The 20,798-nt window shown below is 71.5% G+C and carries 23 protein-coding genes and 1 riboswitch; of the genes, 13 read left to right on the forward strand and 10 right to left on the reverse strand.

Going from position 1 to position 20,798, the window contains the following annotated elements; genetic code table 11:
* The first annotated feature begins 62 nt into the window (after window positions 1-62).
* The gene (locus OHU34_RS30830) at window positions 63-824 is read left to right on the forward strand and encodes an endonuclease/exonuclease/phosphatase family protein (protein WP_142263815.1); all 762 of its coding nucleotides are present in this window, start codon (window positions 63-65) and stop codon (window positions 822-824) included.
* Here OHU34_RS30830 and OHU34_RS30835 read toward each other — a convergent pair.
* Both OHU34_RS30835 and OHU34_RS30840 read right to left on the reverse strand, forming a co-directional pair.
* The gene (locus OHU34_RS30835; RefSeq protein WP_230196188.1) at window positions 821-1,495 is read right to left on the reverse strand and encodes a hypothetical protein; all 675 of its coding nucleotides are present in this window, start codon (window positions 1,493-1,495) and stop codon (window positions 821-823) included. The two genes, OHU34_RS30830 and OHU34_RS30835, sit on opposite strands and share 4 nt — an antisense overlap.
* Entirely contained in the window at window positions 1,488-2,267 is a 780-nt protein-coding gene (locus OHU34_RS30840) for a carboxylesterase (protein ID WP_142263813.1), read from the reverse strand. The genes OHU34_RS30835 and OHU34_RS30840 overlap by 8 nt, the downstream gene beginning before the upstream one ends.
* Window positions 2,268-2,425: 158 nt before the next feature.
* Between OHU34_RS30840 and OHU34_RS30845 the strand changes: the two genes are divergently transcribed.
* From OHU34_RS30845 to OHU34_RS30860, 4 genes are all read left to right on the forward strand, one after another.
* The gene (locus tag OHU34_RS30845) at window positions 2,426-3,184 is read left to right on the forward strand and encodes a 1-acyl-sn-glycerol-3-phosphate acyltransferase (RefSeq protein WP_142263812.1); all 759 of its coding nucleotides are present in this window, start codon (window positions 2,426-2,428) and stop codon (window positions 3,182-3,184) included.
* Between the two features lie 53 nt (window positions 3,185-3,237).
* Window positions 3,238-4,464: a MacS family sensor histidine kinase gene (gene macS / locus OHU34_RS30850; protein WP_142263811.1), complete on the forward strand. Its 1,227-nt coding sequence runs from the start codon at window positions 3,238-3,240 to the stop codon at window positions 4,462-4,464.
* Window positions 4,461-5,141: a response regulator transcription factor gene (locus tag OHU34_RS30855; RefSeq protein ID WP_142263810.1), complete on the forward strand. Its 681-nt coding sequence runs from the start codon at window positions 4,461-4,463 to the stop codon at window positions 5,139-5,141. Before macS ends, OHU34_RS30855 begins: the two co-directional genes overlap by 4 nt.
* A 131-nt stretch (window positions 5,142-5,272) precedes the next feature.
* Window positions 5,273-6,301 carry a 6-phosphofructokinase gene (locus OHU34_RS30860; RefSeq protein ID WP_142263809.1) on the forward strand — a complete coding sequence of 343 codons (1,029 nt, stop codon included), beginning with the start codon at window positions 5,273-5,275 and terminating at the stop codon, window positions 6,299-6,301.
* 18 nt (window positions 6,302-6,319) lie between these two features.
* On the opposite strand, the gene OHU34_RS30865 is transcribed toward OHU34_RS30860, so the two are convergent.
* Window positions 6,320-8,227, reverse strand: coding sequence for an anthranilate synthase family protein (locus tag OHU34_RS30865; protein ID WP_230196190.1), 1,908 nt, complete (start codon window positions 8,225-8,227; stop codon window positions 6,320-6,322).
* 117 nt (window positions 8,228-8,344) lie between these two features.
* Window positions 8,345-8,401 carry a trp operon leader peptide gene (locus tag OHU34_RS30870; RefSeq protein ID WP_078912442.1) on the reverse strand — a complete coding sequence of 19 codons (57 nt, stop codon included), beginning with the start codon at window positions 8,399-8,401 and terminating at the stop codon, window positions 8,345-8,347.
* A 96-nt stretch (window positions 8,402-8,497) separates the two neighbouring features.
* On the opposite strand from OHU34_RS30870, the gene OHU34_RS30875 reads away from it, so the two are divergent.
* On the forward strand, window positions 8,498-9,850 hold the full coding sequence (locus OHU34_RS30875) for a class II 3-deoxy-7-phosphoheptulonate synthase (RefSeq protein WP_020129966.1): 1,353 nt from the start codon (window positions 8,498-8,500) through the stop codon (window positions 9,848-9,850).
* Between the two features lie 122 nt (window positions 9,851-9,972).
* On the forward strand, window positions 9,973-10,215 hold the full coding sequence (locus tag OHU34_RS30880; RefSeq protein ID WP_200839656.1) for a bacterioferritin-associated ferredoxin: 243 nt from the start codon (window positions 9,973-9,975) through the stop codon (window positions 10,213-10,215).
* An 8-nt stretch (window positions 10,216-10,223) separates the two neighbouring features.
* On the opposite strand, the gene bfr is transcribed toward OHU34_RS30880, so the two are convergent.
* Entirely contained in the window at window positions 10,224-10,703 is a 480-nt protein-coding gene (bfr, locus tag OHU34_RS30885) for a bacterioferritin (protein WP_020129964.1), read from the reverse strand.
* Window positions 10,704-10,903: 200 nt separating this feature from the next.
* Between bfr and OHU34_RS30890 the strand changes: the two genes are divergently transcribed.
* A complete protein-coding gene (locus OHU34_RS30890; protein ID WP_028806864.1) occupies window positions 10,904-11,536 on the forward strand; it encodes a sulfite oxidase-like oxidoreductase in 633 nt (210 codons plus the stop codon).
* A gap of 51 nt (window positions 11,537-11,587) precedes the next feature.
* Here OHU34_RS30890 and OHU34_RS30895 read toward each other — a convergent pair whose 3' ends face one another.
* From OHU34_RS30895 to thiO, 5 genes are all read right to left on the reverse strand, one after another.
* On the reverse strand, window positions 11,588-12,466 hold the full coding sequence (locus OHU34_RS30895) for a deoxyribonuclease IV (protein WP_230196192.1): 879 nt from the start codon (window positions 12,464-12,466) through the stop codon (window positions 11,588-11,590).
* 34 nt (window positions 12,467-12,500) lie between these two features.
* Window positions 12,501-14,441, reverse strand: a complete 1,941-nt coding sequence (gene pknB / locus OHU34_RS30900; RefSeq protein WP_200839655.1) for a Stk1 family PASTA domain-containing Ser/Thr kinase — start codon at window positions 14,439-14,441, stop codon at window positions 12,501-12,503.
* Window positions 14,442-14,578: 137 nt separating this feature from the next.
* Complete coding sequence (locus OHU34_RS30905) at window positions 14,579-15,373, reverse strand: thiazole synthase (RefSeq protein ID WP_020129960.1); 795 nt, start codon at window positions 15,371-15,373, stop codon at window positions 14,579-14,581.
* Between the two features lie 3 nt (window positions 15,374-15,376).
* On the reverse strand, window positions 15,377-15,577 hold the full coding sequence (gene thiS, locus OHU34_RS30910; RefSeq protein WP_054243057.1) for a sulfur carrier protein ThiS: 201 nt from the start codon (window positions 15,575-15,577) through the stop codon (window positions 15,377-15,379).
* 44 nt (window positions 15,578-15,621) lie between these two features.
* Window positions 15,622-16,788, reverse strand: a complete 1,167-nt coding sequence (thiO, locus tag OHU34_RS30915) for a glycine oxidase ThiO (RefSeq protein ID WP_405769406.1) — start codon at window positions 16,786-16,788, stop codon at window positions 15,622-15,624.
* A riboswitch (TPP riboswitch) is annotated at window positions 16,786-16,896 on the reverse strand. (Overlaps the previous gene by 3 nt.)
* A 52-nt stretch (window positions 16,897-16,948) precedes the next feature.
* Here thiO and OHU34_RS30920 point away from each other — a divergent pair.
* The 5 genes from OHU34_RS30920 to metF all read left to right on the forward strand — a co-directional run bounded on the left by OHU34_RS30920 (window position 16,949) and on the right by metF (window position 20,779).
* Window positions 16,949-17,299: a hypothetical protein gene (locus tag OHU34_RS30920; protein ID WP_020129957.1), complete on the forward strand. Its 351-nt coding sequence runs from the start codon at window positions 16,949-16,951 to the stop codon at window positions 17,297-17,299.
* A 32-nt stretch (window positions 17,300-17,331) separates the two neighbouring features.
* Window positions 17,332-18,579, forward strand: a complete 1,248-nt coding sequence (locus OHU34_RS30925; protein WP_268267507.1) for an FAD-dependent oxidoreductase — start codon at window positions 17,332-17,334, stop codon at window positions 18,577-18,579.
* A 59-nt stretch (window positions 18,580-18,638) separates the two neighbouring features.
* Window positions 18,639-19,004, forward strand: coding sequence for an Rv2175c family DNA-binding protein (locus OHU34_RS30930; RefSeq protein WP_142263801.1), 366 nt, complete (start codon window positions 18,639-18,641; stop codon window positions 19,002-19,004).
* A gap of 77 nt (window positions 19,005-19,081) precedes the next feature.
* Complete coding sequence (gene thiE, locus OHU34_RS30935) at window positions 19,082-19,729, forward strand: thiamine phosphate synthase (protein ID WP_142263800.1); 648 nt, start codon at window positions 19,082-19,084, stop codon at window positions 19,727-19,729.
* A gap of 126 nt (window positions 19,730-19,855) precedes the next feature.
* Window positions 19,856-20,779 (forward strand): methylenetetrahydrofolate reductase [NAD(P)H], encoded by a 924-nt coding sequence (gene metF / locus OHU34_RS30940; RefSeq protein ID WP_142263799.1) that lies wholly within the window; start codon window positions 19,856-19,858, stop codon window positions 20,777-20,779.
* The last annotated feature ends 19 nt before the right edge of the window (window positions 20,780-20,798 follow it).

A 20,798-nucleotide genomic window follows, 5' to 3' on the forward strand; every position in this document is an offset into this window, starting at 1 on the left:
CCGCTCGCGGCCCCCGTTCGCTTTTCCGGACGTAGGGGACGCGGCGGCGTATCTTGATCGCTATGCCGACGACCTCGCCGCTACCCAACTCCCGCACCGAGCCCGACGGTTCGGCCGTCATCCGGGTCCTCAGCTACAACATCCGCTCCCTGCGGGACGACACCGGGGCCCTGGCCCGGGTCATCACGGCCTGCGCCCCCGACCTGACCCTGGTCCAGGAGGCACCCCGCTTCTTCCGCTGGCGCAAGAAGCTCGCCCGACTCGCGGCCGCGTCCGGCCAGGTGATCCTCACCGGCGGCGGCACGGCGGCCGGCCCGGCCGTCCTGTGCTCGCTGCGGGCGACCGTCGAACGCACGGAGGACGTCCTGCTGCCGCTCACCCCCGGCGAGCACCGCCGGGGCCTCGCGACCGCCGTGGTCCGCTTCGCCGGTGCCCGGCTCGGCGTGGTCGGCTGCCACCTCGGTCTGACGGCCGCCGAGCGCTACGAGCAGGCGGGCATGCTGCTCGACCGTCTCGCCGGGATGGGCGTGGAGCACGCGGTCGCGGGCGGCGACATCAACGAGAGCCCGGGCGGCCGCACCTTCGGCCGCCTGGCCACCGCGCTCCAGGACTGCCGCGCCGCCGCCCCGTGGGGCGCCGAGGACAGCTTCCCGTCCACCGGGCCGAACCGCCGCATCGACGGGATCTTCGTGACCAAGGGCGTGGAGGTGCTGGGCTGCGGGGTGCCCATCGGGCTTCCCGGAGTCACCGGGAGCGACTTGAGGGCGGCCACGGACCACCTTCCGGTCCTCGCCGCCCTCCGGGTCCCCGCGGACAGGCCCTAGACGACCGCTCCCCGCCCCGGGTCCCCGTCCTCCTCGTCGTCCGTGCGCATCCGCATCACCAGTGTGGCGAAGCCGCCGAGGAAGCCGCCGATGCCGACGGTCGACAGCCACCACGTCATCTCCCAGCCCAGCAGCACCGCGAGCAGGAGCAGCAACGGCCCGCCGATCACCCCGAGCCAGGCGAACTTGGCCGTGGTGTCGGCGGCGGGCAGCGGCGGCGGTTCCGGTGGGACGAAGTGACCCTCGTCGTCCCCGTCGAAGTCCTCCTCCGCGGCCTCGGGCGCCGTGTAGTCGCGCGGGCCGACACCGGGCGCGAAGGCGATCGATCCGCCCAGCGGCTTGGCCGGTTCCTTCTCCTCGCCGGGCTCCTTCGCGGGGTCCTTCGCGGAGCCGTTCGCGGGTTCCTCAGCGGGTTCCTGGTCGGATTCCGCCCCGGACTCCTCGTCGTTCGTCTCGACCTCGAGCAGCGCCAGGTCCTCGACCGACTTGAACGGCTTGGAGCCCGGCGGGTCCGCCGGCTCCTCGCCGTATCCCGCGACGATCGCCGCCCATGCGGCGGCCTCGTCGAAGGGCACGCTCTGCTCCTCCGACGCGCGGCCCTCCCGGCCCTCCGGGCCGTCCCGCTCGTCCCGGTTCTCCCGGTCCTCACGGTCGGAGTCGTGCTCAGCCACCTACGGCCGTCCCTTCCTTGCCGACACTGGGCGCGATCCGGGCGATGAACGCGTAGCTCTCCTCGAAGATCCGGTCCGCATCGTGGTCCAACGTTGCCACGTGGTAGCTCTGTTCCAGCAGGATCTCGGTCACGTCGGTCGACGACACCCGGCCGAGCACCCGGGCCGAGTCGGCGGCCGGTACGACATGGTCCTGGACGCTGTGCAGAAGCAGCAGCGGCTGGGTGACCTGCGGCAGTTCGCCGTCGATCATCCGCAGGAAGATGCGCAGCGAGTGCGCCGAGTGCAGCGGCACCCGGTCGTACCCGCTCTCCAGCACGCCCTCCTTCGCGATGTCGCTGGTGATCCCCTTCGTCGTCCGGACGAGATGGCGGGCCACCGGAAGGGCGTACGCGGACAGGCCGTGCACCCTGTTCGCCGGGTTGACGACGATGACGCCCTCCACCCCCTCCCCGTGCTTCGCGGCGAGCCGCAGGGCCAGCGCGCCGCCCATCGACAGGCCGGCCACGAACACCTGGGAGCAGCGGTCGCGCAGGGCGCGCAGCTCGCGGTCCACCTCCGCGTACCAGTCCGGCCAGCCGGTCGGCGCCATGTCCTCCCAGCGCGTGCCGTGTCCCGGCAGCAGCGGCAGCGAGACGGTCAGGCCCTGCCCGGCCAGGTAGCGCGCCCAGGGGCGCAGCGACTGCGGGGAACCGGTGAAGCCGTGACAGAGGAGCACCCCGACCTCTCCGCCCTCATGGCGGTACGGCTCGGCTCCAGGAAGGACCGGCACCTCGGTCTCCTGTCTTCGTCTGTTCTTCGTGGGAGGGACGTGTCCTTCACCGTACGCGACCGCACTGACACCGACCAGGGTCGTCGGAGCCTTTGCGGCCACTCCGGGTTAAGGTCTGAGCGACACAAACAGGAGGCACTCGCTTGTTGTACGGCGCGATGAAGGTCGCTATCGGGGGACCGCTGAAGGTCACCTTCAGGCCCTGGGTGGAAGGCCGCGAGAACATTCCCGCCGAGGGCCCCGCGATCCTGGCGAGCAACCACCTGTCCTTCTCGGACTCGTTCTTCCTGCCCGCGGTCCTCGACCGCAAGGTGACCTTCATCGCGAAGGCCGAGTACTTCACCACGCCCGGTGTGAAGGGCCGGCTGACGGCGGCCTTCTTCAAGGGCGTCGGACAGCTCCCGGTGGACCGCTCCGGCGGCCGCGGGGCCGGCGAGGCGGCGATCCGCAGCGGCGTGGAGGTGCTCGAGCGGGGCGAGCTGTTCGGCATCTACCCGGAGGGCACGCGGTCGCCCGACGGCCGGCTCTACCGCGGCAAGCCGGGCGGCCTCGCGCGCGTGGCGCTCGCCACCGGCGCGCCCGTGATCCCGGTCGCGATGATCGACACCGAGAAGATCCAGCCACCCGGGAAGGTGCTGCCGAAGGTCATGCGGCCCGGCATACGCATCGGCAAGCCGCTGGACTTCGCCCGGTATCAGGGCATGGATCACGACCGCTTCGTGCTGCGCGCCGTGACCGACGAGGTCATGTACGAGATCATGAAGCTGTCCGGCCAGGAGTACGTCGACATCTACGCGACCGCCGCCAAGCGGCAGATCACGGAGGCGGCGAAGGCCGAGAAGGAGGCGGAGAGGGCCGCGAAGGCGGCGCTCGCGCAGGCCGAGAAGGACCAGGCCAAGAAGGACAAAGAGCAGTAGTCCGGCGGCCGGTGGGCGGCAGTCGGTAGTCGGGGCCCGGGGGCGGGGGACGGATGGCCAGGCGCGAGAGAGTCATCAGGATGTCGGTGGAGCTGCCGCTGTGGCGTGCGCTCGCCGGCTATCGGGTGCTCACCATGCTGTACGCGGTGGGTTTCTTCGCCACCGCCTACGACGGGTTCGCCCGGCCCTGGGTCGCCGTCGGCTACTACTGCGTCCTGTTCGTCTGGACCGTGGCCACCCTGCCCAAGGTCGCGAGCGCGGCGAGCTGCACCAAGCGCTTCCTCGCCGCCGACCTCACCATCGCGCTCACCGGCATCCTGCTCACCACCGTGGCCGACACCCACGAGCGCATCCAGTCGGGCGGTCCGACACTGCCGTCGATATGGACCGCCGGCTCCGTCCTGGCGTTCGCCATCAAGGGCGGCTGGCGCTGGGCGGCGTTCGCGTCCACGGCTGTCGCGGTCGCCAACCTGGTCGAGCGCGGTACCCCGGCCCGCGACACCATCCACAACGTGATCCTCGTCTGGGTCGCCTCCATCGCCATCGGCTACGTCGTCGAGGTCGCCCGCGCCTCCGAACGCACCCTGGCCCGCGCGCTGGAGATCGAGGCCGCGACCCGGGAGCGGGAGCGGCTCGCCCGGGACATCCACGACGGCGTGCTCCAGGTACTGGCCATGGTGCAGCGGCGCGGCGCGGTGCTCGGCGGTGAGGCGGCCGAACTGGGCCGGATGGCCGGGGAGCAGGAGGTCGCGCTGCGCACCCTGGTCGCCGGCGGCCTGGTGCCCGTCTCGCGGGTGTCGCAGGACGCGGCCGAGGGCGCCGTCGTGCAAGTGGTGGAGGAGCCGGCGGAGCAGACCGGTCCGGTCGACCTGCGCTCGCTGCTCGCCCCCTTCGCCGCCGCCCGCGTCAACCTCGCCGAGCCGGGCGCCCCGGTGATGCTGCCCGCGCCCGCCGCGAAGGAGCTGGCCGCGGCGGTCGGGGCCGCCCTGGACAATGTACGCAGACACGCCGGGGAGGACGCCCGGGCCTGGATCCTGGTGGAGGACGAGCCCGACGAGGTGATCATCACCGTGCGGGACGACGGGCCGGGCATCCCCGAGGGGCGGCTCGCGCAGGCCGAGGGCGAGGGACGGCTCGGGGTCGCCCAGTCGATCCGGGGCCGGCTGCGTGACCTCGGCGGCAGCGCCGAGCTGATCTCCACCCCGGGGCAGGGCACGGAGGTCGAACTGACGGTGCCGAAGGAGAAGAACGTGCGGCGGGGGAAGGCGGAACAGCGATGAGCGGTCAGCAGGATCCGATCAGGGTCATGGTGGTCGACGACCACCCCATGTGGCGCGACGCCGTCGCCCGGGACCTCGCCGAGGCCGGTCTCGACGTGGTCGCCACCGCGGGCGACGGAGAGCAGGCCGTGCGCCGGGCCAAGGCCACCACGCCCGATGTGCTGGTGCTGGACCTGAACCTGCCGGCCAAGCCCGGCGTCCAGGTCTGCAAGGAGGTCGTCGCCGCGAACCCGGCCCTGCGGGTCCTCGTGCTGTCGGCGAGCGGTGAGCACGCCGACGTGCTGGAGGCGGTGAAGTCCGGTGCGACCGGCTACCTGCTGAAGTCGGCTTCCACGGAGGAGCTGTTGGACGCGGTGCGCCGCACGGCCGTCGGCGACCCGGTGTTCACCCCGGGCCTGGCCGGGCTGGTCCTCGGCGAGTACCGCAGGCTGGCCTCGGACCCCGGCCCCGCCGCGGGCGGCGGTGAAGAACCGAACGCGCCCCGGCTGACCGACCGGGAGACCGAGGTGCTGCGGCTGGTGGCCAAGGGCCTGAGCTACAAGCAGATCGCCGAACGCCTCGTCATCTCGCACCGCACGGTCCAGAACCACGTCCAGAACACCCTCGGCAAGCTCCAGCTCCACAACCGGGTGGAACTGGTCCGGTACGCGATAGAGCGCGGCCTCGACGACGAGTGACGACGGCCGCTCACGGCGGCGGCCAATTCCCCGGCGATTCAACGGAATTGAATCTGCCTAGCCATATCTGTGTGACCTGGATCACCATTACCGTGACCTTCGTCGGCCAACCGCGGCGAAGGGACACTTCCATGCGCGTCGGAATACTGACCGGGGGCGGGGACTGCCCCGGCCTCAACGCCGTCATCCGGGCGGTCGTCCGCAAGGGCGTCCAGGAGTACGGCCATGAGTTCGTCGGATTCCGCGACGGCTGGCGGGGCCCCCTGGAAGGGAGGTCGATCCGTCTCGACATCCCCGCCGTGCGCGGCATCCTGCCCCGCGGCGGCACGATCCTCGGCTCCTCGCGGACCAACCCCCTCAAGGAGGAGGACGGCATCCGCCGGATCAAGGACACCCTCGCCCGGCAGCGGGTCGGGGCCCTCATCACCATCGGCGGCGAGGACACCCTCGGGGTGGCGGCCCGGCTCTCCGACGAGTACGGGGTGCCCTGCGTGGGCGTCCCGAAGACCATAGACAACGACCTGTCCGCCACCGACTACACCTTCGGCTTCGACACCGCCGTGGGCATCGCGACCGAGGCCATCGACCGGCTGCACACCACCGCCGAGTCCCATATGCGCGTCCTCGTCGTCGAGGTGATGGGCCGTCACGCAGGCTGGATCGCCCTGCACTCCGGCCTGGCCGGCGGCGCCAACGTCATCCTCATCCCCGAGCAGCGCTTCGACATCGAGCAGGTCTGCGCCTGGGTGACCTCCCGCTTCCGGGCGTCGTACGCCCCGATCGTGGTCGTCGCCGAGGGCGCGATGCCCAGGGACGGCGACGTGGTGCTGAAGGACGGGTCGCTGGACTCCTTCGGGCATGTCCGGCTGTCCGGCGTCGGCGAGTGGCTCGCCAAGGAGATCGAACGGCGGACGGGGAAGGAGGCCCGCACCACGGTCCTCGGCCACGTCCAGCGCGGGGGCACGCCGAGCGCCTTCGACCGCTGGCTCGCCACCCGCTTCGGCCTGCACGCCATCGACGCCGTCCACGAGGGCGACTTCGGCACGATGGTCGCCCTGCGCGGCACGGACATCGTCCGCGTACCGATCGCCGAGGCCACCGCGAAACTGAAGACGGTGGACCCGGAGCTGTACACGGAGGTCGGCGTGTTCTTCGGCTGAGGTGCCGCTGGCCGGCCGCTACCGGGCCGGCCGCGGTTCGGCGCACACCCCGGCCATCAACTCCCGCACCACGGCAGCCCCGTTCAGCGTCAGCACCGACTCCGGATGGAACTGGACCCCGGCGACCGCGTTCAGGGGAGCGCCTTCGGCGCGCCCCGGCCCGCGCAGCGCGTGCACCTCGCCGTTCGCGGCCCGGCTCACCTCCACCCCGTGCGCGGCCAGCTCCTGCAGCGTCTCGTCGTCGCACAGCGCCACGAAGCTGTTGTAGAACCCGACGGTCTCCGCCCGTCCGAACAGGTCCACGGTCGTCTGCGCCCCCTGGTACGGCACCTGTTTCCGTACGATGTCCAGCCCCAGCTCCGCCGCGATCAGCTCGTGCCCGAGGCAGACCCCGAGGACGCCGTGCCGGTGCTCCCGGAGCACCCGCGCGGTCAGTCCCCGCAGCAACCGCATCTTCGGGTCGGTCAGGTCGGACGGGTCGCCGGGGCCGGGGCCCAGCACGACCGGCCCCTGGTGCGCGAGCACCGACTCCGTCAGCCCGGGTTCGTCGTAGCGCCGGACGCTCACCTCGAGACCGCTCGACCGCAGCACGTGCGCGAGCATCGCGGTGAAGGTGTCCTCGCCGTCGACGACGAGAGCGTGGCCGGTCAGCTCCTGCGTCCGCTCCTGCATCCGCAGCCAGAACGGCGCCAGCGAGGCCCGGCGCCCGTCCAGCGCCGCCTGCACCCGGGGGTCGTCGGCCGGCCGGGGCCGCGCGCCGTCCGTCCGCGGCCTGCCCGGCCGGACACCGAGCGCGGCCAGCACGCCCGCCGCCTTCGCATGCGTCTCCGCGACCTCGCCCGCCGGATCCGACCCACGCACGAGCGTGGCGCCCACCGGCACCCGCAGCCGCCCGGCCGCGTCGATGTCGGCGGTGCGGATGAGAATGGGGGAGTCGAGGGTCTGCGCCCCGCCCGGGTCCCGGCCCAGCAGCGCCAGCGCGCCGGCGTAGTAACCCCGCCCGACACCGTCCGGCCCGAGGGGCTCGTACCGCTCGATGACCCGGCAGGCGTTCTGCACGGGCGAGCCGGTGACGGTCGCCGCGAACATGGTCTCCTTCAGCACCTCCCGCACATCCAGCGAGGACCTGCCGCGCAGCTCGTACTCCGTGTGCGCGAGATGCGCCATCTCCTTCAGCCGGGGTCCGATCACCACCCCGCCCATGTCACCGACGGTGCACATCATCTTGAGCTCCTCGTCGACGACCATCGACAGCTCCTCGATCTCCTTGCCGTCGGCGAGGAAGTCCAGCAGCCGCTCGGGCGTCGGACCCTCCGCCGGATACCGGTAGGTCCCGCTGATCGGGTTCATCACGACCGTGCCGCCCGACATCCGCACATGTACCTCGGGGCTGGCTCCCACCAGCGTCCGGTCCCCGGTGTGCACGACGAACGTCCAGTAGGCACCCCGCTCGCCTTCGAGGAGCCGCCGGAAGAGGGCCAGCGCGTCGGCCCGGCCGAACCCCGGGATCCGCCCCCGGTAGGTCCGCCGGATCACGAAGTTGGCACCCTCGCCCCGGCCGATCTCGTCCCGCAGCACCCGCCCGACGATCTCCGCGTACTCCTCGTCGGCCACGTCGAAGCCGCCGTCCTCGACCCGCACGTCCCGCGCCGGCAACCGGTCCAGGGCCTCCGCCAGAGGCAGGACGTGACGCTCCTCGGGAACCAGCACCGCCAGCGGGGTGCCGTCGTCGCGGACGTCGAAGCCGCGCTCGCGGATCTGCCGGAAGGGGACGAGCGCCAGACACTCCTCGGGCAGCTCGGCGAGCCGGTCGTACGTGGCGACCGGGCCGAGCAGTACCTCCACCGTGTCCGCGTCATGGCCGGGAGTGCGGCGGCGGAGCAGGGCGAACGGGCGGTCGTCGTGGAGCAGCTGTGCCAGGTCCATGGGTTCCTCTTCCGTCGATCTCGATCTCGATCGATGTCGGTATGGGTGAGGAACAGCCCCGGACACGCCGAAGGCCGCCCCTCGGGCGGCCTTCGCGAAGTCTTGCGTACGCGCAGTTCAGTGGGCCGCCGGATGAGCGGTCCACCACCAGTTCTGGGTCGAAAGCGCGAACATGCGACGCACCTTACCCCACGCGCACCTGAGCACAGGGGCGTCTCACCTGTCGAGCCGGGCGAAAACGACTCGACACGACCCCGTAATGTTGAGGGCGTGACCGTGAACGCTAAGACCAGCGCCAGCGCTGGCAACACCTGGCGAGACCTGCCCGCGGCGCAGCAGCCCGAGTACCCCGACACCGAGGCTCTGCGCGCAGTGATCGCGGAACTCGAGTCGTATCCGCCGCTCGTCTTCGCGGGCGAGTGCGACCAGCTGCGCGCCCGGATGGCGGCCGTCGCCAAGGGAGAGGCGTTCCTTCTCCAGGGCGGCGACTGCGCCGAGGCGTTCGACGGGGTGTCCGCCGATCAGATCCGCAACAAGCTCAAGACGCTGCTCCAGATGGGCGCCGTGCTCACGTACGCGGCCTCGGTGCCGGTCGTCAAGGTCGGCCGGATCGCCGGCCAGTACTCCAAGCCGCGCTCCAAGGGCACCGAGACCCGCGACGGCGTGACCCTGCCGACGTACCGCGGCGACTCGGTCAACGGCTTCGCCTTCGACGAGGCGTCCCGTGTCCCGGACCCCGAGCGCCTGAAGCGGATGTACAACGCCTCCGCCTCCACGCTCAACCTGGTGCGTGCCTTCACCACCGGCGGCTACGCCGACCTGCGCCAGGTGCACGCCTGGAACCAGGACTTCGTGAAGCAGTCCCCGTCCGGTCAGCGCTACGAGCAGCTCGCCCGCGAGATCGACAACGCGCTGAACTTCATGCACGCCTGCGGGGCCGACCCGGAGGAGTTCAAGACCGTCGAGTTCTTCTCCTCGCACGAGGCGCTGCTGCTCGACTACGAGTCCGCCCTGACCAGGGTCGACTCCCGCACCGGGCGGCTGTACGACGTCTCGGCGCACATGGTGTGGATCGGTGAGCGCACCCGGCAGCTGGACCACGCGCACATCGAGTTCGCCTCGAAGATCCGCAACCCGATCGGCATCAAGCTCGGCCCGACGACCACGGCCGAGGAGGCGCTGCAGTACATCGAGCGCCTCGACCCCGACCGCGAGCCGGGCCGGCTGACCTTCATCGTCCGCATGGGCGCCGACAAGGTCCGCGACAAGCTGCCCGAGCTGGTCGAGAAGGTCAGCGCCTCGGGTGCGACCGTCGCCTGGATCACCGACCCGATGCACGGCAACACCTACGAGGCGGCCTCGGGTCACAAGACCCGCCGGTTCGACGACGTGCTCGACGAGGTCAAGGGCTTCTTCGAGGTCCACAAGGCGCTCGGCACGCACCCGGGCGGCATCCACGTGGAGCTGACCGGAGACGATGTCACCGAGTGCGTGGGCGGCGGCGACGAGATCTTCGTCGACGACCTGCACCAGCGCTACGAGACGGCCTGTGACCCCCGCCTGAACCGCAGCCAGTCCCTGGACCTGGCCTTCCTCGTGGCGGAGATGTACCGGGACCAGTGACCTTCGGTCATGGGAGTGGGGCGCGGATCACATACGATCCGCGCCCCACTCCACTTTTGCGTCCGTCGACCGCCGGGTAAGGTTAGGTTAGCCTTATTGATCTCGGCGGGAGGTGAATCCGCGTGTTCGTATGCAGCTGCTTCGGTGTGACCGAGGCGCAGGTCCAGCAGCACGCGGACAACGGAGCCTGCACCCCCCGCCAGATTGCCTCCGCCTGCAAGGCGGGCACGGACTGCGGCTCGTGCGTCCGTCGTATCCAGGCGATCCTCGGCCGGGGCGCCTTTCCGCGCCGCGACCTCGCCGACCAGGGCAGGCCGGTCGTCGCCGGACCCGAGGAGTACGAAGACCTCGAGGAAGCCGCCTAGTCAGGGGCTCAGCTCTCCGGCTGCTCGATCAGCTGCGCGAGGTACAGCGCCTCACCGAGCTTCTCCACCAGGTCGAGCTGCGTGTCGAGGTAGTCGATGTGGTGCTCCTCGTCCTCGAGGATCGACTCGAAGATGTTCGCGGACGTGATGTCACCCTTTTCGCGCATCACCTTGATTCCGCGCTTCAGCCGGTCGATCGCCTCGACCTCGACCTGACGGTCGGCCTCGAACATCTCCTTGACCGTCTGCCCGACCCGCACATGGAAGAGCCGCTGGTAGTTCGGCAGCCCGTCCAGGAACAGGATCCGGTCGGTGAGCACCTCGGCGTGCTTCATCTCGTCGAACGACTCGTGCCGGGTGTACTTGGCGAGCTTCGTCCAGCCGAAGTTCTCCTGCATCTTGGCGTGGAGGAAGTACTGGTTGATCGCGGTGAGCTCGCCGGTGAGCTGCTCGTTGAGGAACTCGATGACCTCGGGGTCGCCCTGCATCGCAGAGGCTCCTTCCACGTGGGGAATCGGGGTGGTGGGAATCGGGGAGGCTGCCGCCGCATGATTGCACCGGTGCCGAAGATCGTCCAGTAAGTGCGTACTTAGTAAGTTAGTGCGTGCTTAGTAGTAGTTGCCCGATTCGGGATATGCCCGGTCATGGCTGGTCATGTGCACCGTCCGGGGTCTGTCAGGATGGAGTCATGGGTCAGCCGGTGGAGCGCGAATCTGGAGAAGAAGCAGTGTCCGAGCTTCCGCCGGGACAGCGACTTCAGCGTGGATGGCCCGTCACGCACTACGGCCCGGTGCCCAAGTTCCGCCCCGAGCGCTGGGAGTTCAGGGTGTTCGGCGCCACCGCCGACGGTGAGAAGCGCTGCTGGAACCACGAGGAGTTCACGGCCCTTCCGTACGCGTCCGTCGTGGCCGATCTGCACTGCGTGACGAAGTTCAGCATGCTCGGCGCCGAGTGGGGCGGGATCCCGGCCCGCACCATCCTGGAGAGCGCTCCGCCCGCCCCGAACGTCACCCATGTGATGGTGTGGGCCGAGTACGGCTTCAGCTCGAATCTGCGCCTGGCCGACTTCGCCGCCGAGCGCACGATCTTCGCCACCCACAAGGACGGCGAGCTGCTCACCGCCGAGCACGGCTTCCCGCTGCGGCTGGTCGTTCCGCACCTCTACGCCTGGAAGGGCCCCAAGTGGGTCCGCGGAGTCGAGTACATGACCGCCGACCGCCGTGGCTTCTGGGAGGAGCGCGGCTACCACAACCTCGGCGACCCGTGGAAGGAACAGCGCTACTCGTACCAGGAGGGGCCGGGCGACGGCCCGGAGCTCTGACCTTCCCCGGAACTCTGTTTCCTCCGGAACTCCGATCTCCCCGGCGCGGCGTCAGCCGTCCCGGAGCTTCTTCAGCCGGGCCACGTCCGCCGCGTGCCCCTCCTTGCCGCCGGGCGTCTCGATGATCAGAGGTACGCCCGCGGTGGCCGGGTGGGTCATCAGTGCCCGGAACGGGTCCTCGCCGATGTGACCAGCGCCGATGTTCTCGTGCCGGTCCTTGTGGGCGCCGACCACGTCCTTGGAGTCATTGGCGTGGATCAGCTTCAGCCGGCCCTCGCCGACCGTGTCCACCAGCAGGTCGAGGGTCCGGTGCATACCGGCCGGGCCGGTCAGATCGTGCCCGGCCGCGAAGATGTGGCAGGTGTCGAGACAGACGCCCAGTTTGGGATGGGCGTCCAGCGCCTCGAAGTACGGCCCGAAGTCCCAGGTCCGGGAGCAGAGCGAGGCGCCCTGGCCGGCGGTGGACTCGAGCAGCAGGAACGGGTCGTCGTCGTGGGTCAGCTCGTCCAGCAGCGGCAACAGGTACTCCCGCACCTGCTTCAGCGCCACCGACCGGTCCCGCCCGCCCGTCGCGCTCCCCGTGTGCACGACCACGCCCAGGGCGCCGATCTCCCGACCGCGGCGCAGCGAGTGCCGCATCGACTCCACCGACCTCTCGGCCGTCGCCTCGGTGTGCGAGCCGAAGTTGATCAGGTACGGCGCGTGTACGTAGGCCGGGACCGACTGCGCCGCGCACGCCTCCCGGAAGGCCTCGTCCTGTCGCGGATTGCCGACCGGAGTGGCCCAGCCGCGCGGGTTGGCGACGAAGACCTGGACCGTCTCGGCGTCGAGGTCGTGCGCGTACGACATGCCCACGTCGTGCAGACCGCCGGCCACGGGGACATGACCGCCGATGGGGTTGCGGGAGGGGAGGGGTGCCGGAGAACTCACCCGTTCAGGGTGTCATGCCCCGCGCACCGCCCCGTCACCGGATGGTGATCGTGATCGTCGATCCCTTGGGCGCCGTGTCGCCGCCGTCCACGGACTGGCTCTTCACGGTGTCGCCGAAGATCCCGAGCAGCCCCCGGTCCTCCTCGACCTCGAACCCGGACTGCTCCAGGAGTGACTTGGCGTCGTCGACGCTCGCGCCGACCACGTCCGGGACCTCGACCATCTCCGGTCCCTTGGACAGCGTCAGTGTCACCGTGTCGCCCTCGGCGGCCTCGCTGCCCTCCTCCGGGGTCTGCGTCGCGACCCGGCCCTTGTCGAACTCGGAGTTGACCTGCTCGGTGGCGACCTTCACCTTCAGACCGGCCTCCTCCAGCTCGGCCCTGGCGTCGTCCACGGCATCGCCGGTGACGTCCGGGATGGCGACCGGAGCACCCTTGCTGACCACGATCGACACCGCCGTGCCCGCGCGGCGCTTCGTCCCCGCCTCCGGGTCGGTGCTGATCACGAAGCCCTTGATGACGTCCTCGCTGAACTCCTGGGTGACCAGACCCGGCTCCAGGCCGTCCGCCTTCAGCAGCTCCTCGGCCTTGTCCTGGCGGGAGCCCGTCACATCCGGCACCTTCACGATCTCCGGGCCGTCGGAGACGGTGAGCGTCACGGAGTCGTGCTTACGGATCCGGGCGCCCGGATCGGGGTCGGTGTCCATGACGGTGCCGCGCTTCACGGTGTCGCTGTGCTGGTGCCGCACCTTGCCGACCTCGAGGCCGGCGGCCTCCAGCCGTGTCCTGGCCTCCGCCTCCTTCTGCGTCAGCACCGCGGGGACCTTGGTGAACTGGCCGGAGTTGATGTACCAGACACCGGCGCCCACGCCGAACACCAGCAGGACGGCGGCGACGAGCGCGAGCACCCCGCGCCGGGGCCGCGCGGTCCGGCGCCGGGGCGGCAGGGGCGGCCCGCTCTGGAAGCGGGAGGTGTGGTTGAGCGGGTCCTCGCCGTCGGCGGGGTCGTCGTCGTTGACGGGCAGCGGGCGGGGCACGGTGAGCGAGCGCGGGATCACGCTCGTCCGGTCCTCGGCGTTGTCGTGTCCCGCGGAGACGGCCTGCGGCGGCATCGCGTCCAGCTGGTCCACGCTCAGCGGAGCACGCGCCTCCCGCACCAGCCCGAGCAGCGCGACGGCGTCGTACGGCCGGACGTCGGGGGTGCGGGCGGTGGCCGACGCCACGAGCTCGTCCAGCTCGAAGGCCATCCCGGGGACGAGGGCCGACGGCGGCGGAACGTCCTCGTGGAGGTGCTTGTAGAGCACGATCGCGGGAGAGTCGCCGTCGTGAGGTTTCTCACCGGTGAGCATCTCGTAGAGCACCACCCCGCACGCGTACACGTCGACGCGGGGGTCGGCGGCGCCGGGCTGCTCGATCTGCTCGGGGGCGAGATAGGCGACGGTGCCGAGCACGGCTCCCGTGGTGCTGGTCACGGTGTCGACGGACCGCACCAGCCCGAAGTCCGCGACCTTGACCCGCCCGTCGTCCCCTATGAGGACGTTCTCGGGCTTCATGTCCCGGTGCACGAACCCGGCCCGGTGCGCGGCGCCGAGCGCGGCCAGCACGGGCTCCAGGATGTCGAGCGCGGCCCGCGGCTGGAGCGCCCCGCGCTCCCGCAGCACGTCGCGCAGCGTGCATCCGGCGATGTACTCCATGGCGAGGTAGACGTACGACCCGTCGGCACCCTGATCGAACACCTGAACGACATTCGGGTGGGCGAGCCGGGCGACCGACTTCGCCTCCCGGATGAACCGCTCGACGAACGCCCCGTCGGCGGCGAGCGCCGGGTGCATCACCTTGAGCGCGAGCACGCGGTCCAGGCGGGTGTCCACGGCCCGGTAGACCGTGGCCATCCCGCCGACCGCGATCCGCGCCTCTACGCGATACCGGCCGTCGAGCAGTTGCCCGACCAGAGGGTCCTGAAGGGTCGTGTCCACGCAGGTGAGTGTACGAGCCGCCGCTGACACCTCCGCCGGTTCCACCGCGATCGCAGCGCGACTGGAGCCGACCTGTGACGCAACCCACGGGTCCCGCGACTCCCGTATCCGGAGACCGGACGGTAGCTCGGCGGAGGTCAGAACGCGGGGCGCTCCGGGTCCAGCACGGCCCGGCCCTCCACGGGCGAGGACGCCTCCGCGAAGTAGCGGGGCGGGATCCGTCCGGCGAGCCGGGCCAGCCTTCCCGCCTCGACGCCGGCCCGCATGGCCGACGCCATCCGCTCGGGGTCGCGCGCCCGCGTCACCGCCGACGCCAGCATCACCCCGGCGCACCCCAGCTCCATCGCCAGCGCCACGTCCGACGCGGTGCCCGCCCCCGCGTCCAGGATCACCGGCACGCGCGCGTGCTCGACGATCAGCCGGAAGTTGTGCGGATTGCGAATGCCCAGCCCGGAGCCGATCGGCGAGCCCAGCGGCATCACCGCCGCGCATCCGACGTCCTCCAGCTTCCTGGCCAGCACCGGATCGTCGTTCGTGTACGGCAGAACCGTGAACCCGTCGTCCACCAGCGTCTCCGCGGCCTCCAGCAGCTCGATCGGGTCCGGCAGCAGCGTGCGCTCGTCGGCGACGACCTCCAGCTTGATCAGATCGGTGCCCAGCGCCTCCCGCGCGAGCCGGGCCGTCAGCACGGCCTCCCCGGCGGTGAAACAGCCCGCCGTGTTCGGCAGCACCCGGATACCGAGGCGCTCCAGCACCGACAGCACGGAACCGTGCACCGAGGGGTCCACCCGGCGCATCGCGACCGTCGTCAGCTCGGTCCCGGACGCCACCAGCGCCCGCTCCAGCACCTCCAGGCTGGGCGCACCCCCCGTGCCCATGATCAGACGGGACGAGAAGGACCTGCCTGCGAGGACGAAGGGATCGTCGGCCATGGCTCAGCCCCCCTGGACCGCGGTGAGGACTTCCACCCGGTCACCGTCGCGCAGCGCCGTGGACGGCCACTGCGCGCGCGGGACGACGGTCTCGTTGAGCGCGGCGGCCACCCCGGAGGGCGCCGGGGTCAGGGACCGTACGACGCTGTCGAGGGCCGTACCGGCAGCGAACTCGCGCCGCTCTCCGTTCACCGAGACATGCACGGGTGCGTTCTCCCGGGCGTTCCCCCGGGCGTTGTCCTGGGCGTTCATGCGGGCTGCTCCGAGAGTGCGGCGGCGCCGAAGCGCCGGGGCGTGAAGGGACGGGCCTCGTCCGGGAGCTCCCCGGTGGCCAGGGCGTGCGCCATCGCGTCACCCGTCACCGGCGTCAGCAGCACGCCGTTGCGGTAGTGGCCGGTGGCCAGCAGCAACCCCGCCAGCTCCGTCGGTCCGAGCAGCGGCGCGTTGTCCGGGGACCCGGGCCGCAGCCCCGCGCGCGTCTCCGTGAGCGGCAGCTCGGTGATCCCGGGGACCAGTTCATGGGCGTCGCGCAGCAACTCGTACACGCCCCCCGCCGTCACCGTGGTGTCCCAGCCCAGCTCCTCGCTGGTGGCGCCCACGACCAGCTCGCCGTTCTCCCGGGGGACCAGATAGACCTGGCTGCCGCGCACCACGGCCCGCACGGTCCGGCTCAGGAACGGCGCGTACCGCGGCGGCACGGTCAGCCGCAGCACCTGGCCCTTCACCGGCCGTACGGGGGGCAGCACGTCCTGCGGCACCCCCGCGAGCCGTCCGCTCAGGCTGCCGCCGGCGAGCACCACCTGCCCCGCCTCCAGGGCCGTACCGTCCGGCGTGACGACTCCCGTGGCGCGCTCGCCCACGACGGACAGTCGCTCGGCCCGTACGCGGTGGAAGGCCACCCCGGCCCGCTCGCACGCTGCCACCAGCGCCGCGGTCAGCCTCCGCGGGTCGATCTGGTGGTCGCCGTCGACCCGCAGCCCGCCCCGCACCCCGGGCGCCAGCAGCGGCTCCAGGCGCCGGCACTCCCGTCCGGACAGCCACTCCGACTCCAGCCCCGACTGCTGCTGGAGTGCGTGCAGTTCGCGCAGATGGGCGCGGTCGTCGGAGTCCAGCGCGACCGCGAGCGTGCCGCAGCGCCGGTAGCCGAGGTCGTGCCCGGTCAGCTCCGTCAGCTCGGCCGCGAACTCCGGATAACGGCGGGCGGAGGCCAGGTTGAGGGCGAGCAGGGTCTGCTCGCCGTGGTGCAGTTCCGTGACGGCGGCCAGCATCCCGGCCGCCACCTGGGCGGCCCCGCCGCCCGGTGCCGGGTCGACCACCGCCGTGGCGAAGCCGCGCTGCGCGGCCCGCCAGGCCGTGACCAGCCCGATGATCCCGCCCCCGATGACGAGGACGTCTGACGTACGTGGAGACGACATGGGCGTCCAGCCCCTCCCTTCGCCGGCATGACCCGGATCAGGTTCGACGGTCGGAGGCCGCCAGCCTCCCTCTCAGCCCGGTGCGTCCGGACTCCCGCGTGTGCTCTAGGTTGGCCACCCTAGCCCGTGGTCCGGCGCCTCTGTAAGGGAGCCTTTCGTCATGCCCCGCTCGTTGGACGGCCTCGTCCTCGCGCCCGTCGCCGACCAGGCCCCGGGCCAGGTCGGCACCCGCACCCGCTTCACGTACCACGAGCGCGGTGGCGAGATCTGGGCGGAGTACGCGGGCGGTGATGTCGTACGCGGGCATCTGGTGGGTACCCGGGAAGGGGACCGGCTCGACTTCCGGTACGTACAGCTCAAGCACGACGGGACGACGTCCTCGGGGCACTGCGTCTCGACGGTCGTGGAGCTGGGCGACGGACGGGTGCGGCTCGAGGAGAGCTGGGCGTGGGAGTCGCAGGAGGGCAGCGGCACCAGCGTTGTGGAGCAGGTCACGGCGCACGACGGCTGACTGACGATTTGTCAGCCGTCTAAGGTGATCAGGTGAGCGAGCAGAGGCAGGAAGAAGGCGGTCCGTCCGGGCGGCGCGTGGTGGTCGTCGGCGCGGGCATGGCCGGGGTGCAGACCGCCGTGGCCCTGCGTGAACAGGGCTTCGACGGCACGGTGACGCTGATCGGCGCGGAGCCCCACCAGCCCTACGACCGGCCCCCGCTGTCCAAGGCCGTCCTGCTCGGCAACGCCGAGGGCTCCGCCTTCGACGTGGACTTCGAGGGCCTCGGCATCGAGCTGGTGCTCGGCCGCGAGGTCAGCGGCCTTCGTCCCGCCGACCACGAACTGGACACCGAGGCCGGGCCCGTCCCCTACGACGTCCTCGTCCTCGCCACCGGCGCCGAACCGATCCGGCTGCCCGGCGCCGAGGGCGTGCCCGGCGTGCACCTGCTGCGCACCCTGGACGACGCCGAACGGCTGCGGCCCGTACTCGCCCGGCAGCACGACATCGTGGTCGTCGGCGCCGGCTGGATCGGCGCCGAGTTCGCCACGGCCGCGCGGGAGGCCGGCTGCGCGGTCACCGTCGTCGAGGCCGCCGGGCGGCCGCTGGCCGGGGCCCTGCCCGCCGAGGTCGCCGCCCCGATGGCCGCCTGGTACGCCGACAGCGGCATCGAGCTGCGCACCCACGCGCGCGTGGAGCGCGTCGAGCCCGGTGCGGTCGTCCTGGACGACGGCTCCCGGCTGCCCGCAGGAGCCGTCGTGGTGGGCATCGGCGCCCGCCCCGCCACCGCATGGCTGGCGGGCTCCGGCGTCGCGCTCGGCGCTGACCGCGAGGTCGTGGCGGACGTCCATCTGCGGACCTCCGTGCCCGATGTGTACGCGGTCGGCGACTGCGCCTCCTTCCCTTCGGGGCGGTACGGCGAGCGGCTCCTCGTGCATCACTGGGACAACGCCCTCCAGGGACCGCGCACGGTCGCGACGAACATCGTCGGTGCCGCCACCGACGAACCCCTGGCCGTCTACGACCCCGTCCCGTACTTCTGGTCCGAGCAGTTCGGCCGCTTCGTCCAGTACGCCGGACACCACGCCGGCGCCGACCGCGTGCTGTGGCGCGGCGACCCGTCGGGACCCGCCTGGTCGGTGTGCTGGCTGCGCGGGGACCGGCTGGTCGCCCTGCTTGCGGTGGGCCGGGCGCGCGACCTCGCCCAGGGCAAGCGGCTGATCCAGGCGGGCACGCCCATGAACCCCCGGCTCCTCGCGGACCCTGCGAGGCCTTTGAAGGCGGCGACGGCGGCGGCCTGAGCGCCTGGTCGGACCGGCTCGGTTTCCGACTGTCAGCGGCAGATGGCAGGCTTGTTCCCGTGACCGAGATTGACGCAAAGACCGATGCTCTCGTCCCCGCCTGGCTCACCGTGCCGGACATCGCGGAGATGCTCGATGTCGACGTGATCCGCGTCCGGCAGCTGATCAAGGACGGCCAGCTCATCGCCGTGCGCCGTGGTGAGAACCGCGCGCTGCACGTCCCCGCCGCCTTCATCGACGGGGACAAGGTGGTGAAGGGCCTGGTCGGGACCCTGACCCTGCTGCGGGACGACGGCTTCAAGGACGAAGAGATGATCGAGTGGCTCTTCACCCCCGACCCGAGCCTGCCCGGCACCCCCGCGCAGGCCCTGAGTGAGAATCGCGGCACGGAGGTGAAGCGCCGCGCCCAGGCGCTCGCCGTCTGACCCGCGTATCCGGACCGACACACGCGGCGTACGGGGGCGCTCGCTCCCGTACGCCATCGCACTGGGGGGACCTTCGTATGCCCGACACCGCCCGCACCGGCCTGGCCGACGCCCTGCTGTACCTCTGCACGGACGCCCGCACCCGCCAGGGGGACCTCCCGGAGTTCCTGGACGCGGTGCTCGCGGGCGGTGTCGACATCGTCCAGCTGCGTGACAAGGGCATCGAGGCGGCCGAGGAGCTGGAGCACCTCGAGGTGTTCGCCGACGCCTGCGCCCGGCACGGCAAGCTGCTCGCGGTCAACGACCGCGCGGACGTCGCGCACGCGGCCGCCGCCGACGTGCTCCACCTCGGCCAGGGCGACCTGCCGGTCCCCGCGGCCCGCGCGATCCTCGGCGAGGAGGTCCTCGTCGGCCGCTCCACGCACTCGGAGGCGGAGGCCGGGGCCGCCGCCGTCCAGGAGGGTGTCGACTACTTCTGCACCGGCCCGTGCTGGCCCACCCCCACCAAGCCCGGCCGGCCCGCCCCGGGCCTCGACCTGGTCCGGCACACGGCCGCCCTCGGCACCGACCGCCCCTGGTTCGCCATCGGCGGCATCGACCTCGGCAACCTGGACGAGGTACTGGCGGCGGGCGCCCGCCGGGTCGTCGTCGTACGGGCGATCACGGACGCGGACGACCCCGGTGCCGCGGCGGCGGAGTTCGCGAAGCGGCTGCGCGAGGCGTGATCCGGCCGGCCGGCCGGCCGGCACGTCTGGTACGGCTGTCCCAAGGGGTGGACAAACAAGTCGACAAACCGGGCAAATTTCCCGCATCGGGTTGGGGGACCGCCCACCCCTGACTAACCTGCGGGTATGGCCCTAGGAACCGCATCCACCAGGACGGACCGCGCGCGCACCGTGCGCGACATCCTGGCGACCGGCAAGACGACGTACTCGTTCGAGTTCTACGCGCCGAAGACGCCCAAGGGTGAGCGGAGCCTGTGGAACGCGCTGCGCCGGGTCGAGGCGGCCGCCCCCGACTTCGTCTCGGTGACGTACGGTGCCGGCGGCTCCACCCGGGCGACCACGGTCAGGGAGACCCAGCAGATCGTCGTCGACACCACCCTCACGCCGGTCGCGCACCTCACCGCCGTGGACCACTCCATCGCCGAGCTGCGCAACATCATCGGCCAGTACGCCGACGCCGGGATCCGCAACATGCTCGCCGTGCGCGGCGACCCGCCCGGCGACCCCATGGGCGCGTGGGTACCGCACCCCCAGGGCCTGACGTACGCCGCCGAACTCGTCCGGCTCATCAAGGAGTCGGGCGACTTCTGCGTGGGTGTCGCGGCCTTCCCCGAGATGCACCCGCGCTCCGGCGACTGGGACACGGACGTCACGCACTTCGTCGACAAGTGCCGGGCCGGCGCCGACTACGCCATCACCCAGATGTTCTTCGAGCCCGAGTCCTATCTGCGGCTGCGCGACCGCGTCGAGGCGGCCGGCTGTGTGACTCCGGTCATCCCCGAGGTCCTGCCGGTGACGAGTGTGAAGATGCTGGAGAGCCTGCCCAAGCTCAGCAACGCCCACTTCCCGGCCGCCCTGAAAGAGCGGATCCTCACAGCCAAAGACGATCCGGCCGCTGTACGCTCCATTGGCATCGACTTCGCCACGGAGTTCTGCGCACGGCTGCTGGCCGAGGGAGTGCCCGGACTGCACTTCATCACGCTCAACAACTCCACGGCGACGCTGGAAATCTACGAGAACCTGGGCCTGCACCATCCGCCGCAGGCCTAGACCGGTCGCATCCACGTAC

The sequence above is a fragment of the Streptomyces sp. NBC_00080 genome, assembly GCF_045041255.1.
Classification (GTDB): Bacteria; Actinomycetota; Actinomycetes; order Streptomycetales; family Streptomycetaceae; genus Streptomyces; species Streptomyces coriariae.

What these genes read in the sequence shown, in the direction of transcription:
- OHU34_RS30830 (WP_142263815.1), top strand. Translation starts at nt 63, where the DNA reads ATGCCGACGACCTCGCCGCTACCCAACTCCCGCACCGAGCCCGACGGT.
- OHU34_RS30845 (WP_142263812.1), top strand. Translation starts at nt 2,426, where the DNA reads ATGAAGGTCGCTATCGGGGGACCGCTGAAGGTCACCTTCAGGCCCTGG.
- macS (WP_142263811.1), top strand. Translation starts at nt 3,238, where the DNA reads ATGGCCAGGCGCGAGAGAGTCATCAGGATGTCGGTGGAGCTGCCGCTG.
- OHU34_RS30855 (WP_142263810.1), top strand. Translation starts at nt 4,461, where the DNA reads ATGAGCGGTCAGCAGGATCCGATCAGGGTCATGGTGGTCGACGACCAC.
- OHU34_RS30860 (WP_142263809.1), top strand. Translation starts at nt 5,273, where the DNA reads ATGCGCGTCGGAATACTGACCGGGGGCGGGGACTGCCCCGGCCTCAAC.
- OHU34_RS30865 (WP_230196190.1), bottom strand. Translation starts at nt 8,227, where the DNA reads ATGGACCTGGCACAGCTGCTCCACGACGACCGCCCGTTCGCCCTGCTC.
- bfr (WP_020129964.1), bottom strand. Translation starts at nt 10,703, where the DNA reads ATGCAGGGCGACCCCGAGGTCATCGAGTTCCTCAACGAGCAGCTCACC.
- OHU34_RS30890 (WP_028806864.1), top strand. Translation starts at nt 10,904, where the DNA reads ATGGGTCAGCCGGTGGAGCGCGAATCTGGAGAAGAAGCAGTGTCCGAG.
- OHU34_RS30905 (WP_020129960.1), bottom strand. Translation starts at nt 15,373, where the DNA reads ATGGCCGACGATCCCTTCGTCCTCGCAGGCAGGTCCTTCTCGTCCCGT.
- thiO (WP_405769406.1), bottom strand. Translation starts at nt 16,788, where the DNA reads ATGTCGTCTCCACGTACGTCAGACGTCCTCGTCATCGGGGGCGGGATC.
- OHU34_RS30920 (WP_020129957.1), top strand. Translation starts at nt 16,949, where the DNA reads ATGCCCCGCTCGTTGGACGGCCTCGTCCTCGCGCCCGTCGCCGACCAG.
- thiE (WP_142263800.1), top strand. Translation starts at nt 19,082, where the DNA reads ATGCCCGACACCGCCCGCACCGGCCTGGCCGACGCCCTGCTGTACCTC.
- metF (WP_142263799.1), top strand. Translation starts at nt 19,856, where the DNA reads ATGGCCCTAGGAACCGCATCCACCAGGACGGACCGCGCGCGCACCGTG.